This is a genomic window from Nocardioides sp. REDSEA-S30_B4 (genome assembly GCF_001627265.1).
Classification (GTDB): domain Bacteria; phylum Actinomycetota; class Actinomycetes; order Propionibacteriales; family Nocardioidaceae; genus Nocardioides.
The window spans coordinates 1-13,361 of record NZ_LUPI01000055.1; the positions used below are offsets into that span (position 1 = coordinate 1).

General features: G+C 66.9%; 11 protein-coding genes. All 11 read left to right on the forward strand.

Features of this window, described 5'->3' with window-relative positions:
• Window positions 1–87: 87 nt before the first annotated feature.
• The 11 genes from A6R01_RS11685 (at window position 88) to A6R01_RS11735 (ending at window position 12,998) form a co-directional block, all read left to right on the forward strand.
• Window positions 88–1,965 (forward strand): type I restriction enzyme endonuclease domain-containing protein, encoded by a 1,878-nt coding sequence (locus A6R01_RS11685; protein WP_292606051.1) that lies wholly within the window; start codon window positions 88–90, stop codon window positions 1,963–1,965.
• A 750-nt stretch (window positions 1,966–2,715) separates the two neighbouring features.
• On the forward strand, window positions 2,716–3,414 hold the full coding sequence (locus tag A6R01_RS11690; RefSeq protein WP_292606038.1) for a TnsA-like heteromeric transposase endonuclease subunit: 699 nt from the start codon (window positions 2,716–2,718) through the stop codon (window positions 3,412–3,414).
• A 17-nt stretch (window positions 3,415–3,431) separates the two neighbouring features.
• Window positions 3,432–5,594 carry a Mu transposase C-terminal domain-containing protein gene (locus A6R01_RS11695; RefSeq protein ID WP_292606040.1) on the forward strand — a complete coding sequence of 721 codons (2,163 nt, stop codon included), beginning with the start codon at window positions 3,432–3,434 and terminating at the stop codon, window positions 5,592–5,594.
• Entirely contained in the window at window positions 5,594–6,652 is a 1,059-nt protein-coding gene (locus tag A6R01_RS11700; protein WP_292606042.1) for a TniB family NTP-binding protein, read from the forward strand. The genes A6R01_RS11695 and A6R01_RS11700 overlap by 1 nt, the downstream gene beginning before the upstream one ends.
• Window positions 6,649–7,983: a hypothetical protein gene (locus A6R01_RS11705; protein ID WP_292606043.1), complete on the forward strand. Its 1,335-nt coding sequence runs from the start codon at window positions 6,649–6,651 to the stop codon at window positions 7,981–7,983. The genes A6R01_RS11700 and A6R01_RS11705 overlap by 4 nt, the downstream gene beginning before the upstream one ends.
• Window positions 7,973–9,634 carry a TniQ family protein gene (locus A6R01_RS11710; RefSeq protein ID WP_292606044.1) on the forward strand — a complete coding sequence of 554 codons (1,662 nt, stop codon included), beginning with the start codon at window positions 7,973–7,975 and terminating at the stop codon, window positions 9,632–9,634. The genes A6R01_RS11705 and A6R01_RS11710 overlap by 11 nt, the downstream gene beginning before the upstream one ends.
• Window positions 9,631–9,933 carry a hypothetical protein gene (locus A6R01_RS11715; RefSeq protein ID WP_292606045.1) on the forward strand — a complete coding sequence of 101 codons (303 nt, stop codon included), beginning with the start codon at window positions 9,631–9,633 and terminating at the stop codon, window positions 9,931–9,933. The genes A6R01_RS11710 and A6R01_RS11715 overlap by 4 nt, the downstream gene beginning before the upstream one ends.
• Window positions 9,923–11,005 (forward strand): hypothetical protein, encoded by a 1,083-nt coding sequence (locus A6R01_RS11720; protein ID WP_292606046.1) that lies wholly within the window; start codon window positions 9,923–9,925, stop codon window positions 11,003–11,005. Before A6R01_RS11715 ends, A6R01_RS11720 begins: the two co-directional genes overlap by 11 nt.
• A 305-nt stretch (window positions 11,006–11,310) precedes the next feature.
• Window positions 11,311–11,682 carry a TIR domain-containing protein gene (locus tag A6R01_RS11725; protein ID WP_292606047.1) on the forward strand — a complete coding sequence of 124 codons (372 nt, stop codon included), beginning with the start codon at window positions 11,311–11,313 and terminating at the stop codon, window positions 11,680–11,682.
• Window positions 11,683–11,713: 31 nt separating this feature from the next.
• The gene (locus A6R01_RS11730; RefSeq protein ID WP_292606053.1) at window positions 11,714–12,700 is read left to right on the forward strand and encodes a caspase family protein; all 987 of its coding nucleotides are present in this window, start codon (window positions 11,714–11,716) and stop codon (window positions 12,698–12,700) included.
• Between the two features lie 7 nt (window positions 12,701–12,707).
• Window positions 12,708–12,998, forward strand: a complete 291-nt coding sequence (locus tag A6R01_RS11735; RefSeq protein ID WP_292606049.1) for a hypothetical protein — start codon at window positions 12,708–12,710, stop codon at window positions 12,996–12,998.
• The last annotated feature ends 363 nt before the right edge of the window (window positions 12,999–13,361 follow it).

The following is a 13,361-nucleotide window of genomic DNA, read 5'->3' on the forward strand; positions in this document are numbered from 1 at the left end:
GGGTGACGACGTCGCAATCGACATCTTCCCTGCTCAGGAGGGCACCTCGTTCTACGCCACGCTCACAGAGCCCGACGCAGCCGGTGGATCAGGGCTCAGGCATCGTTCATTGGGTTCACTGGCACGCCGATCGACGAGAAGGACCGCTCGACAGCGGAGATCTTCGGTGAGTACATCGACGTCTACGACATGACGCAGGCCATCGAGGATGGCGTGACGGTCAAGGTCTTCTACGAGCCGCGGCTCGCCCGGGTCGAGTTGCCGACCGAGGCGAGGGAAGCGATCGACGACGAGTTCGACGACGCAACTGTCGGGTCGGAAGAGGAGATCAGCGAGCGCCTCAAAACCAAGTGGGCACGGGTCGAGGCGATCGTCGGCTCGGAGAAGCGCATCGGGGAGTTGGCCTCCGACATCGTTGCTCACTGGGAGGCGCGCCGGGACGTGCTCGCTGGCAAGGCGATGATTGTGACGATGTCGCGGCGCATCGCGGTCGACTTGTATGACGCGATTGTGGCGCTGCGCCCCGACTGGCACAGCGACGATGACGCCGAGGGCGTGCTCAAGGTCGTCATCACGGGGAACGCGACCGACCCTGCGTCGTACCAGCCCCACATTCGCAACACCCAGGAACGCCGCGCCATGAAGGCGCGAGCGTCCGACGCCGCCGACCCACTTGAGCTCGTCATCGTCCGCGACATGTGGCTGACCGGCTTCGACTCCCCGCCGATGCACACCATGTACGTCGACAAGCCGATGCGATCCGCCGGGCTGATGCAGGCGATCACCCGCGTCAACCGGACGTTCAAGGACAAGCCGTCGGGCCTGATCGTCGACTACATCGGCATCGCCGAGAACCTCAAGGACGCGCTCGCGACGTACACCGACCGCGACAAGCAAGACCGGGCGATCGGCGAGGACGTTCGCTCTGCCGCGATCCCCGAGCTGATGGTCGAGCACGCCGTGGTCAGCGACCTGCTGCACGAGGTCGACTGGGTGAGCATCCTAGGCAGCGGCGGCACGAAGGCATTTGTCTACGCGGTCACCGAGGTAGTCGACTACCTGCTGGGCACCGAGGACGATCGCGATGGCGACGACCTGCTGTGGCAGGAGCTTCCCGGCGAGTTCGATCACGCTCGATCCGACGAGCCGTCGGTCAAGAAGCGGTTCATGGCCCACTGCGGCCGCCTCAAGCGACTCTTCGCTCTGGTTCCCTCATCGCCCGAGGCGAGTGCGATCCGCGACGACGTCGCGTTCTTCGACGCCGTGCGCCAGTCCATCGCGAAGATCGAAGCCGCCGACCGGACTGCCGACGGCGAGTCCGAGCTCGACACCGCCGTCCGCCAGATCCTCAGCCAGCACGTTGCTGGCTCCGGCGTCATCGACATCTTCGCCGAAGCCGGCCTCGAGAAGCCCGACATCTCCGTCATCGACGACGAGTTCAAGCGGAAGTTCGAAGAATCGGACCAGAAGAACCTCCAGCTCGAGGCCGTCCGCCGGCTCATCGCCAACGAGGTCAAGATTATCGGCAAGCGCAACGTCGTCGCCGGTCGGAAGTTCTCCGAGATGTTGTCTGAGGCGCTGAACCGCTACCAGAACCGGACCATCGACGCGGCCCAGGTGATCGCTGAGATCGTCGAGCTCGCCAAGGCGATCCAGGAGCAGCGACGGCGCGGCGAGGAGACCGGACTTACCGATGACGAGCTTGCGTTCTACGATGCGATGCTCACCAACGAGTCAGCCCGTGCAGCCATGGAGGACGCGACCCTGCGCGCGATCGCCCACGAGCTCACTGAGATCGTCCGCAACGACGCCAAGACCGACTGGCAGCTCAAGGACCAGGTACGCGCCAGGCTGCGCACCCGAATCAAGCGACTCCTCCTCAAGCACGGCTATCCGCCTGACCAGGAGCCGGCTGCTACCGAACTGATCATCAAGCAGGCCGAAGTCATCGCCGAGCACGACTAAGCGAGTGCCAGCCACCGAAGCCCTCTGGTCAGCTGGCGCGGTCGCTGGCTGACCTTGCCGTTCGTGCTGACGCCGGGTACGCGCTGAGCAACCAGCGAAGACGAGATGCTTCGGCTTCCGCTGCACGTAGTTCGCGGTAGGTCAACTCATCGCGATGGCTGTCAGCCTCGACATCCCGGAGCGCGGCATCAAGCCGCGACGATGCACTGAGTGCCCGTTTTCGACAGGCACTGGAGCAGAACAGAGCAGGGCGACCTCGCTGACCAGACCAGTGAACGCGGCCCGAGCAGTCCGGGTTGTCGCACCGCCGGCTGGCGTCGGTCGCCACCCTCGCATGCACATTTGACGACGGCATCCTTGTCACCGTTTCCAGTCCTGTCGGTTGCTGTGTTGTCGCGATTCCAGCGAAATGAAGGGAATCTCGGCGAAGCCGACCAAGTTCAAGGGTCTTTATTGTGCAGACAAGGCGCAGGTTTGTCACCTGCAACTCCATACAACTGCACTAGTGCAGTTGTCTCGTGCGGTGATGCGGTCGAGCATCCAGGGCGCTAAATGTGGGCGGCATGCTTGTCTCGGCCGTCCTGCCGGGCATACGCTCAAGCGGTCGGTCATGAGGCGGCGCGCTGAAGCACGAAGTAGGTGGAGGCGTACCCGCGGCAACGGGCACGCCCCCTGGTCGACTCCCGATGGACGCTTGAAAGCGAGGGAATCGCCTTGCCCGATCTTAGTCGTCGCGTCTGCCTGCGGTCAGTGCCCGACGTGAACGAAGTGTCTTGGTCAGTACGCGCGGCGGCCGGCAGCGTCGTCTGGGACTGGTCCAGCGGCGGCCCAGACCCGCGCCAGCTACTTCCGGTGCGGCGGCCGACATCGGGAGCGCTCTCGAAGCACGTCCCCGTTCGTGCGTTCACTGCGACCACCGGAAGCCACCTCCGGCTCGAATCCGGCCTTGAGCACGATCTGGTCCGGATGGTTGACCGGGACCCGGCAGTGACCTGGATCGTCTCCCAGCCGTGTTTGTTGGAGTGGGGAAGCGGTCGATCGACTCGGCGCCACGTGCCAGATCTGCTCACGACTGGCGCGGATGGAGCCATCAGCCTGTGGGATGTGAAGTCCCGGGAGGCAGCTGCATCGGAGGCGTTCGCGGAGATGCGGGCGCTGACGGCGGACGCCTGCACCAGGGTCGGCTGGCGGTACGTCGTCTTCACCGGGCTGCCGGCGGTCCACCGTCACAACCTGATCTGGTTGCACGGGTTCCGGCATCGACCCGCTTGTAGTGAGCGGTACGCGCCGCTCCTCTTGGAGAGCTGCGCGGAAGGCAGCACGCTCAGCGATCTTCTGGCTTGTTCCAACGCTGAGACCGCGGCCGTCATGTGGCACTTGATCTGGACTGGGCGGCTCAGGATCGACCTGACGCAGCGGCTCGTGCCATCGTCGTCGGTGACGTCGTGAAAGCCCGATCGACGTCAATGACGACCTTGGAAATCGGCGCCAAGCTGCTGTCGACCGACGGCTACCTCGTGGTCACTGCCCTCCGCCGCCACACTGTGAGCGTCGAGGGCAGCGCGGGCGAACGCCAAGACCTCGCGTACGACGAGATCTCCGCGATTGCCATTCAAGACGGGCGCGCGGACGCGACCCTCACTGCGCTCCAACCCTGGTGGTCCGGCCTCCCCAACGCCGTTCGCCGCAACGCGCTGGATCGGCTCGAAGTGGTCCTCGAGGTCCTCACGGGCTACCGGTGGGGATCGGCACGCCTCGCCCAACCAGGCGAACCGCACCCGCCCTTTGGTGACTCCGAGATGAGCATCCACAGTCGATGTGTCGAGATGGCGCGGCAGCTCTCGTACGAGCAGAGCGTCGACCGCAACGTCCTGCGTCGTGTCCAGGACGGCGAGTTGGCCGCGGCGACCGTCAGCCCGAAGACCGTCAACAACTGGATCAGGTCCTGGCAGACCGACGGTCTTCGCGGGCTGGTGGACAAACGGGCGGTCAAGAGTGCACGCGGCTTCGCCGCTATCGATGAGCGTGTTCGGCGGATCGCGGACGACGTGCTTGCGCGGTTCGACGGCGACATCTCGAAGGTCAATACCACCACCATCGAGGCGGACATCCGGCTGCAGATGAAGGCCGAGGGTCTGGCGGATGTGGTCCTCCCGCAGCGGCTGTTCCAGGAGTACCTCTCCGAGCGCCAACGCGCCCTGGGAAGGAACACTCGGGCGCAGCGTTCGCGGCACCTGCGGCGTAAGGCGTCGGCCCACACCAGCTTTCCCGCGATGCACCCGAGCCATATCGCGATCGACGCCACCCGCGCCGACGTCCTCGTCTGGGACGAGCTGCGCGAAAGGCCGGTCAGCGTCGAGATCCTGACAGCCATCAGCGTCGCAACCCGCGTCGTCGTCGGCCTGCGGGTCACCCCGCGCTCGGGCAACGCCCTTGAGGCCGGGCTGTTGCTCTACGACGTCATGCGACCCATGACGATGCTGGTCGAGGGCACCACGGTCGATGACTGGCGCTGGTGCGGCGTGCCCGAGTCACTGGACCTGTCGAACGTCCCCGTCCATCGTTCGCCGAAGCGCATCGTCCCACCCGGCCAGAGTCTCCAGGGCATCCACTTCAAGCCGGGCGTTCGCCCGTCATCGATCCGCTGCGACCATGGGTCGGTCTTCCTGTCCGAGCACTTCATCGCACTGCTCCGGGACTTCGGAATCGACCTCATGCTGTCCCGCGGCTCCAAGCCCACGGACAACCCCCATGTGGAGCGGTTCCATGAGACCTTGCAGCGGGCCTATCAGGCGATTCCCGGCTTCAAGGGCCGGAACGTGGCAGAGCGGGGTCGCAAGGTGGATGCGTCTGGTGAGGCTCTCCTGACTGCCGCCGAGCTCGAGCGGCACCTGCGTCGGTTCGTGGCGCTCGACTATCACCGCTCCTGGCACGAAGGGCTCGTGCTGCCGGGCGCACCCTCGGCGCGGCTCACGCCGCTAGAGATGTGGGACGCGATGCATGAGGTCACCGGCCGGCTCCACGTGCCGCAGCACCCGGACCTGATCTATCAGTTCCTGCCGATCCGGTGGCTCACGATCGGGCACGCCGGCGTCGAGTACAAGAACCTCACCTACGACGCCCCGGTCCTTGCTGACTTCCGCAACGTCCGCAAGGGCACGTTCCAGGCCGACTCCCGCAAGGCACCCTTCCACTACGACCCGCGTGACGTCTCCCGGATCTGGTTCCGCCGCCCCGACACCGGTCGCATCCACGAGATCCCATGGAAGGCTCGGCACTGGCTCGACATGCCCATGGGCGACTGGATGCACGAACGCGCCCTCTCCCGCATCGCCGAACGGGGAGGCAACGCCGCCCTGAATCGGAAGTCCACCTGGCGGCAGATCATCGCGGAGCTCGGCCAGCTGACTTCGGCGGAGGAGACGGCTGAGGCCCGCGCCAAGGGGTACGCCGCCCGACTTCGCTGGGAGCAGGCACAGCGCGACCATGCCGAAGCAGCCGAGGCGGCAGCGATGTTCGACGGCGACCAGGACGGGGTGGTCACGCCGCTCCGGCCGCTCCGCGCGGAAGGCGACGACGGGTTCGACATCGACGCGGAGTGGCCCGACTACGACGAGGATGGCGACTGATGGACGCCGAGATGTGGCATCACCAGGCAACCGCGGCCATGGTTGTTGCGCCGCAGCCTGTCACAGCCGACGACCTGGCCGCCATGAACCCTGCGGGCAGGAGCGCGTACGCCGACGCGGTGCGCGCTGCTCTGCGGGCGCAGCGTGTCTCCTCGCCCGTGCACAACGCCACCGCAAACGCGATCGACCGCGCGCTGGAGTCCGCGCTCCTCGAGCCGCCCGGCGCCCGCACCATCCTGGCCCTCTCGGCGCCGTACACCGCCGGCAAGTCGACGCTCATCAAGAGCTGGGCACAGGACCGGTACCGAACCTGGGCGAAGGCGACGCGATCGACCAGGCCCCGATGGACGCCGCAGCCTGGTGTCACCGCGGACCTGGTCCCGGTCTGCTATCTCACCCTCCTCTCGGAGTCGCGCAGCAAGGACCTCTACACACAGATCCTCTCCTTCGTCGGCTACCCGGCCAGCGGGGTGGAGAGGACCCTTGCGCTGCGCGCCGTCAAGGCACTCCAGACCCACGGGGTCCGTCTCGTCATCCTCGACGACGCTCACATGCTCCGCACCACCTCGGTCACCGGCCGCGCCACCTTGAACGCGGTCAAGCACCTCAACACCGAACTCGGCGAGGTCGGTGGCGTCCTGATGCTTGTCGGCGCCGAACTGACGGGCGGTGACGTGCTCAGCGACCCCCAGATCCGGGGGCGGCTCTCGGAGCACACGCTCACCGCCTACGAGGTCGACACGGCAACGGGACGCGCGCACTGGCAACGATTCCTGAAGAACTGCGAGGACGTGCTCCTCCCGTACCTGCCCGACGTCGAGCGAGGTCTCTTCTCGTCCCGTCTTGCCGGCTACCTGTGGCGCCGCACCCAGGGGTACGTAGGCGACACGACACGCCTGCTGATCGACGCCACCGCTGCCGCGATCGAGACCGGTGCACCGCTCGACCACGCGATCCTCGACCCGATCTGGGTGAGCCAGCGAGCACGGGACGCACAGATCGACCCCACCCGGGTCAAGGCCGCCAGGCGAGCCGCGGCCAGCAGGGTGCCCCGATGACGCCGCGGCTCCCGGTCAGCATCGACCCGTACCCGGACGAGTCGATCGCCTCGATGCTGCGACGCCTCAGTACGACCACCGGCATCCCGGTCCACAGCCTTTATCCGTCCGGTGTCAGCGGCCGTCTCACCGATCGTCAGGCAACTGTGCTCGGTCGCACTCTGGGGCTGTCGACGCGACGGCTGCGCACCCACACCCTCCGCCACCGACTCCCCGGGCGGCACGGCCGAAAGCCAGCCAGCATCGAGCTGCGCCGCACCGACAGAACCATCTGCTCCGCGTGTGGGATCGGGAGCCTATGGAGCGGCCTGGTCTGGGTCAGCCACTGCCCGAGCTGCCACTCCCTTCTCAACGACGGCGTGACTGTCGACAGAGCGGTCCACGCTCTGGAGATGCAGGACGCATTCCTGCGATCAATGCGGGCCCCAGCTATCGGGTTCGCCGATCGCCGACTGCGGTTGCTGCGCCTCCTGCGCCTCCACGTTCACCTCGCCACCGGCCACGTCACCACCGGTGCCCGACCTGCCGGGTCCTGGCAGGCCCCCGCCTCGATCGCCGGGTTCGCCGAACACGCCTGGCCGGCCAGCCGGACCGTCCAGGCAACCCGCGACCTGATCGGCGAACGCACGCTGACCCATCTCGGCGAGACCCCAGCCCCGGAGGACGACTGCCCGGCAGCCCGACAGGCGCTCCACGACCAGCTCCGTGGCTCGCGGATCACGGAGGCGGCGATCCCGGATTACCTCCACCCCCGGCACCGAGCCTTGGACGTCGACGCGGCCGGCGAGGACCTCGGCCACGGCATCGCGCGAGCCCTGCGCCGTGAAGCCATCCACGCATCCACCGGAGCACGGCCCACCCTCGCCCAGTTGGACGAGCGGTACGGCGACCTGCGCAAGCGCCCCATGACCGCGACCTACGTCCACCACCTCGGCAACACAACCGCCGGACTGCGGATCCTGGCTCGCGAAGCCGACCGACTCGCGCACGCTGGCATCCGCGACTACCGCTACCGCCGCGCCGTCCTGACGACTCTGCACTCCGCCCCGACCTCAACGCTCGCGCACACAGCCGTGCCCCGCACGCCACGCAATCAGAGGCTGGCCGCCGCCTGGATCTGGCTGGAGCTCACCCAAGGCACTCTCAGCCTGAGCCCGCACCACGCCGGCATGCGACGCGACCTGCGCTCCTTCGATCAAACGCTGCGCGGGGAGGATCGACTCATCCTCATCGAGTACGGCCACCAGCACCTCGGCGCCGTCGCCGCCGACGTCGCCCGTGACGCCCAACAGACGCTCACACGGGCAGCGAGGCATGCCGATGCTGGCTGACCTGACCCCGCTACCGGTCACCATCGCTCCCGTCGCGGGGGAAGCACTCGACGGGTACCTCGAGCGGCTCGGAGCCGCGAACGCGCTCCCTCACCCCGCTCTCGTCCAGCGCCTCTCTGAATCCGGCGCACCTACAGCCTTCCTGGCCATCGCACCAGCAGAGCCGTTAATCGCGAACCTTGCAGCGCTGACCAGACTCGACCCGGTCACGCTGCGAAGCTGCACCTTGACCAGCATGGTCGGCATCGACACCGACGGACTCGACCCCGCGAACAAGAACACCTGGCGTCGAGTCGCTGCCCGTGGCTGGCCGCCCGTCCACGGAACCGCGCTGTGCCAACGCTGCCTTGCCGAAGATGGCGTCTGGCAACTGCGATGGCGCCACCCCTGGGTCACCACATGCACGGAACACGGGCTGTGGCTGGTCGGCAGCTGCCCCACCTGTGGCAAGCCATTCCGCTCCCACCGCACGCCTCTGCGCGCCGTCGACGCTGCCTCCGATCGTTGCGGGAATCCCGGCGGAGCTCGTGGACGCGGATGCCAGCAATCTCTCGGCGAGCTCATCCCAGTCCGGGCGTCCACGGAGGTATTGGTCGCGCAGCACCGGATCGACGCTGCCATCGGCGGTCAGCGGGTCGTCATCCTCGGCGACGCGCTGAACCCCAACGACTACCTGTGCGAACTCAAGGCGCTGACCGTTCTCCTGCTCCACCTCGCGGCCCAGCCGGACGGCGAACAACGCGCCGAGTGGGCACACCTCGCCCGCACCGACCACACGCGCAGCGCCGGCCCTCGCGGAGCGCGCTGGGGTCTCGCCCCGCCCGCCGACCTCCAGCTCCGCGGCCAGGCGATCGCCGCTAGCGACCAGATCCTCCGCGCCGCAAGCCTCGACGCTGCCGCAGACCAACTGCATCCCTGGACCGACCTCACGCCCGCAACCAACGACGGCCAGCTCGGCTGGCTGGCCGACCACACCACCATGACCCCCACGCTCAGCCGCCTGGTCATGGCCGCCACCGCGACCCGCCGGAGACTGGCCACCCTGCTCGACACCTCAGGCGGCGCCCTGCCGATGACGGCGATCCCGCAGGTCACCCCGCCCGGCGTCTACGACAGCCACGTCGCCGGCATGCTCGACGTCACCGCCCACACCGGCCGTCTGTTCGTGAGCCTGTGCCTCGCCCGGCACCACCTCGGCAACCTGACTTGGGCCGAGGCCGCCGAGGCGGTTGGCCTCCCTTCAGAGCTGGGGACGAAGACGGCCCGTGCCTGCAGTGCCGACCTCCTCGCTCCGGCCAGCGACTTCATCGCGGCGCTGGCCCGCGTGGCGAACGACCTCGACCCCACGGTCGACTACCGCGCCCGTGAGGAGGACGTGCGACGTCTCGCGCGCAGCCGCCGTTGGTACCGCTCCTGGGCACGACGTCACCTGCCCGGCAGCCATGGCACGAGCCAGCAGTACGCCGTCACCTGGCTGTGGACCGAGTACGCGTGCGGACACATCGACACCAGCCCCGGCTGGCAGCACCCGCCAGACCGCCACGACCGCGCCCGTTACCGCGCCTATGCCGGCCGCCTCGACGAACCCGCGACCGACGCGCTGACCGAACTGATCCGGAGCACCGCGGCAGCAAAGAGGAGGACCGCATGAAGACCGCCACGCAGATCTGGGGACTGTGGGACTGCGAGGAGCTCCTCAGCGTCCACCTCACCCACAACGCCGCCCTCGACGCCAGGGACGAGCACCTCGAACGCTGCCGCTGCTTCACCGACGACCAGGACGTGATCAGCATCGCCGTCCAGATTCGAGCCATCCGGCTCTCCGGAGATCCGGTGCCTGGGGAGAACCCGAACCAGGGCACCCGATCGGGCCACCATGAGCAGATCACCATCCGCCCGGGAAGTGAGCAGCACAGACAGCTGCGGAGAGGAGGTCGAGATGGCCACTGATGACGACGCCGGCAGCTCGGCCGAGCGTCCGCCGACGCAACCCGTCTTCTCCGTCCCGCAGGCAGACGGCATCGACGTCGCGCTCGACTTCACCACGCCCGGGCCATTCGGCGACTTCGCCTTCACCGCTCGGATCCCCGAGCCCGACGGCACCGTCAGGGAACGCGTCTACGGCGCGCACCACACCGATGAGGCCGCGATCTTCGTCGAAATCCTCCAGCACTGGGCCCGCGTCGCCGAACCCGACGACATCCTCGCCGGCCTCGAGCGAGCCGCCGCCGTCCTCCGCTTCCTCACCAACGACCTTGAGCCCACCGCCCGGTCCCAGAACGACTTCAGCGACCTCCTGCACCGCGGCATCGAACCACTCAGAGCCATGAACTTCCTGCCGGCCGACCACGAGCACAGCGACGAGCGAGGAGACAGCATCGCCCTCTCGCCGCGCCGGACCGATCTGGTGTGGAAAAGTCAGCGTGACCCGCGTACCGCGTTCAGCGTCCCGCCCAGCCACCTCTGGGTCTTCGTGACCGGAATGATGTGGCGCAGCTACGACCACGACAGCCTCCCGCTCTCGCGGCTCAACACCACCGCCTACGAGACCGCCATCGCCACCTTCCGCCGCGTGATCCACCGTAGAAGTGAGGCGCAGCTCGAGGCATCGGCGACAGCTGCCTGTGAGAGCCCGGACGAGGACGTCATGGCGACTCCCGAGCTGGTCGCGGAGCTGTGCGACCTCCTCGGCGCCAGGCTGGTCGCATATCTGAGCTCCGCGCCAGCCACGCAAACCGTGCGCGCTTGGGCCGACCCGACCGACCCCCGCTCGCCGCCGGAGGACGTCCTCGACCGGCTGCGCCTTGCCCATCAGGCGGCGTCCCTGCTCGGCCAGAAGGACTCCGCCACCGTCGTCCAGGCATGGTTCCAAGGCCGCAACCCGTACCTCGACGACTTCGCCCCCGCGCGCGTGCTTCGCGAGAGCGGCACGACCATCGCCAGCACGAGTGTGCTCGCGGCCGCTCGCGCGTTCGCCGCGTGCCCCGAGAGCACACGGCCGGACGAGGAGCGACGTGGCTGACAAGCTAGGCGAGCCGTTTCCTGACCGCCAGCGTTGACGGCGGCGGCACCGGCCGGTGGCAGATCATCATCGAGACTGGCAGCACATACGTCGTAGACCTCGCCGAGAGCGTCATCACTCGCGTACCCGAGCTATGCGCTCTGGCCACGCTCGCCCCCGATCGGCGGGTGGCCTTGTGAGCTCGTGTTCCGGCCGAACTGTCGGACCCACCGGCTAACTTCGGCAAGCGCCGCCCGCCGCACAGCAGCAGGTCAGCCGCAGATCATCCATGGCACCAGACCAGTCACCTAGCTAGGAGCACACCCATGGCAGACAAGAAGACCCTTTTCGTTGCGTTCGCGATCGAGGATCAGCGGCAGCGGGACCTTCTCAAGGGACAGACCCTGCACCCGCGCGCTCCGTACGAGTTCATCGACATGTCGGTGAAGGAGCCCTACGACAAGGAGTGGAAGGATCGCGTCCGCACGCGGATCAAGCGCTCTCACGGCGTGATCGTGCTGGTCAGCAAGAACTCGTTGACCTCCAGCGGACAGAAGTGGGAGATCCAGTGCGCCAAGGAGGAGAAGAAGCCGATCCGAGGAATCTGGGCCTACTCCAACGACCGGACCGCGATCGCTGGCGTCACGACCGTGACCTGGACCGACGCCAACATCGCCGGCTTCATCGACTCCCTCTGACACGCTCTAGCCTGGAACTCCGGTGACCACCATGCGTAAGGCCCTCATCGTCGGGATTGACCACTACGAGCACATCCACGGACTCAACGGCTGCGTCAACGATGCCTTCTCGGTCAAGACGGCGCTCGAGCGTCACTCCGACGGCACCTTGAACTTCACGACACCGAACCTCATGGTGGCGACCGGCCCGGGTAAGACGATCTCCAAGAAGGACCTCAAGGACGCTGTTCGGGAGGTGTTCGCAGACGATGCTGAGATTGCGCTGTTCTACTTCTCCGGTCACGGCCACATCGAGGACACCGGCGGCTTCCTTTGCACCAGCGACTCCGAGGACGGTGATGATGGGCTCTCCCTCAATGAGGTGATGACCATGGCCAACAACTCACCTGCGCGGAACAAGATCATCATCCTCGACAGCTGCCACAGCGGGGCCGCCGGCAACAACGCCATCGCTGAAAACCTGGCCGAGATCTCCGACGGGCTGACGATTCTGACTGCATCAACGGCCAACCAGTACGCCATGGAGAGCAATGGCAGCGGCGTCTTCACCGGGCTCTTCGTCGACGCGCTCAACGGGGCGGCGGCCAACCTGGTCGGAGACATCACGCCCGGAAGCGTCTATGCCCACATCGATCAGTCCCTCGGCCCTTGGGCACAACGCCCGGTATTCAAGACCAACGTCAAGACGTTCGTCTCCCTGCGGCGAGCAGAACCCCCGATTGCCCTTGCTGACCTGCAGGCCCTGACGACCCACTTCCCTACGTCGGACTACGAGTTCGCCCTTGACCCGTCCTACGAGCCCGAGCGATCTGCTGAGCAGCTCGCCGATCCCGCCATGCCGGATCCCGACCCTGTCCGAACCGCGGTCTTCCGCACTCTCCAGAACTACGTGAGGGTCAACCTCGTACGACCCGTCGACGCACCTCACATGTGGCACGCAGCGATGGAGAGCAAGTCCTGTGAGCTCACCGTCCTGGGCCAGCACTACTGGAACCTCGTCGCTGGCGACCTGATCTGATGTGACCATGGAGGAGACCAACGAACCGGTACAGCGGCTACGAGATCCCGAACTCCTCGAGAAGCTCGCGGCGGCCGAGCACGAGCGGTGGGCCCACTGGCAGCGCTACCTGCACCAGCAGTGCACTCCAGGCCCCGATGGCTCGCTGACCATCACCGCCGATCTGGTCCGCCAATGGACCGTACAGATCGACACCCCCTACGCCGACCTCACTCAGGCGGAGAAGGACAGCGACCGCGATCAGGTCGAGCGATACCTACCCCTCATCGAACAAGCACTCACCAACAAACTGCAGTAGGCCGGTCAATCACGACTGGTGCCGGCGTCGAGGGGTGCTCGGCGCCTGCCCCCGTGTCCAGACTTTGACGGATCGGCCCGCTTTTCGTTGTCTGGTCAAAGTTACACGCATGTAGTTCGTCGAACATCGCTGCAAATCGACATCGAAACGCTGTCGAGATGCAGCCAACGTTGAACGACGGGACGTTCGTTCAAAGAACACGCGATCAGTAGTGATTCGCGGCTGTAGGCCTCAGCTCGATCAGACGTCGGCGGACCGGGGCACGGTCAAGTCCCGGGGCGTGGTGTACGAGGTTGATCCCTCGGTTGGGCGTGTCGGTCAGGCTGTGAGGGCCTGGAGTTCGGGTTCGGTCACCTCCTCGAC

Excerpts from the sequence above, each read along its gene's own strand:
- A6R01_RS11715 (WP_292606045.1), top strand. The coding sequence starts at position 9,631 with ATGAAGACCGCCACGCAGATCTGGGGACTGTGGGACTGCGAGGAGCTC.
- A6R01_RS11730 (WP_292606053.1), top strand. The coding sequence starts at position 11,714 with ATGCGTAAGGCCCTCATCGTCGGGATTGACCACTACGAGCACATCCAC.
- A6R01_RS11725 (WP_292606047.1), top strand. The coding sequence starts at position 11,311 with ATGGCAGACAAGAAGACCCTTTTCGTTGCGTTCGCGATCGAGGATCAG.
- A6R01_RS11705 (WP_292606043.1), top strand. The coding sequence starts at position 6,649 with ATGACGCCGCGGCTCCCGGTCAGCATCGACCCGTACCCGGACGAGTCG.
- A6R01_RS11695 (WP_292606040.1), top strand. The coding sequence starts at position 3,432 with ATGACGACCTTGGAAATCGGCGCCAAGCTGCTGTCGACCGACGGCTAC.
- A6R01_RS11710 (WP_292606044.1), top strand. The coding sequence starts at position 7,973 with ATGCTGGCTGACCTGACCCCGCTACCGGTCACCATCGCTCCCGTCGCG.
- A6R01_RS11735 (WP_292606049.1), top strand. The coding sequence starts at position 12,708 with ATGGAGGAGACCAACGAACCGGTACAGCGGCTACGAGATCCCGAACTC.
- A6R01_RS11700 (WP_292606042.1), top strand. The coding sequence starts at position 5,594 with ATGGACGCCGAGATGTGGCATCACCAGGCAACCGCGGCCATGGTTGTT.
- A6R01_RS11720 (WP_292606046.1), top strand. The coding sequence starts at position 9,923 with ATGGCCACTGATGACGACGCCGGCAGCTCGGCCGAGCGTCCGCCGACG.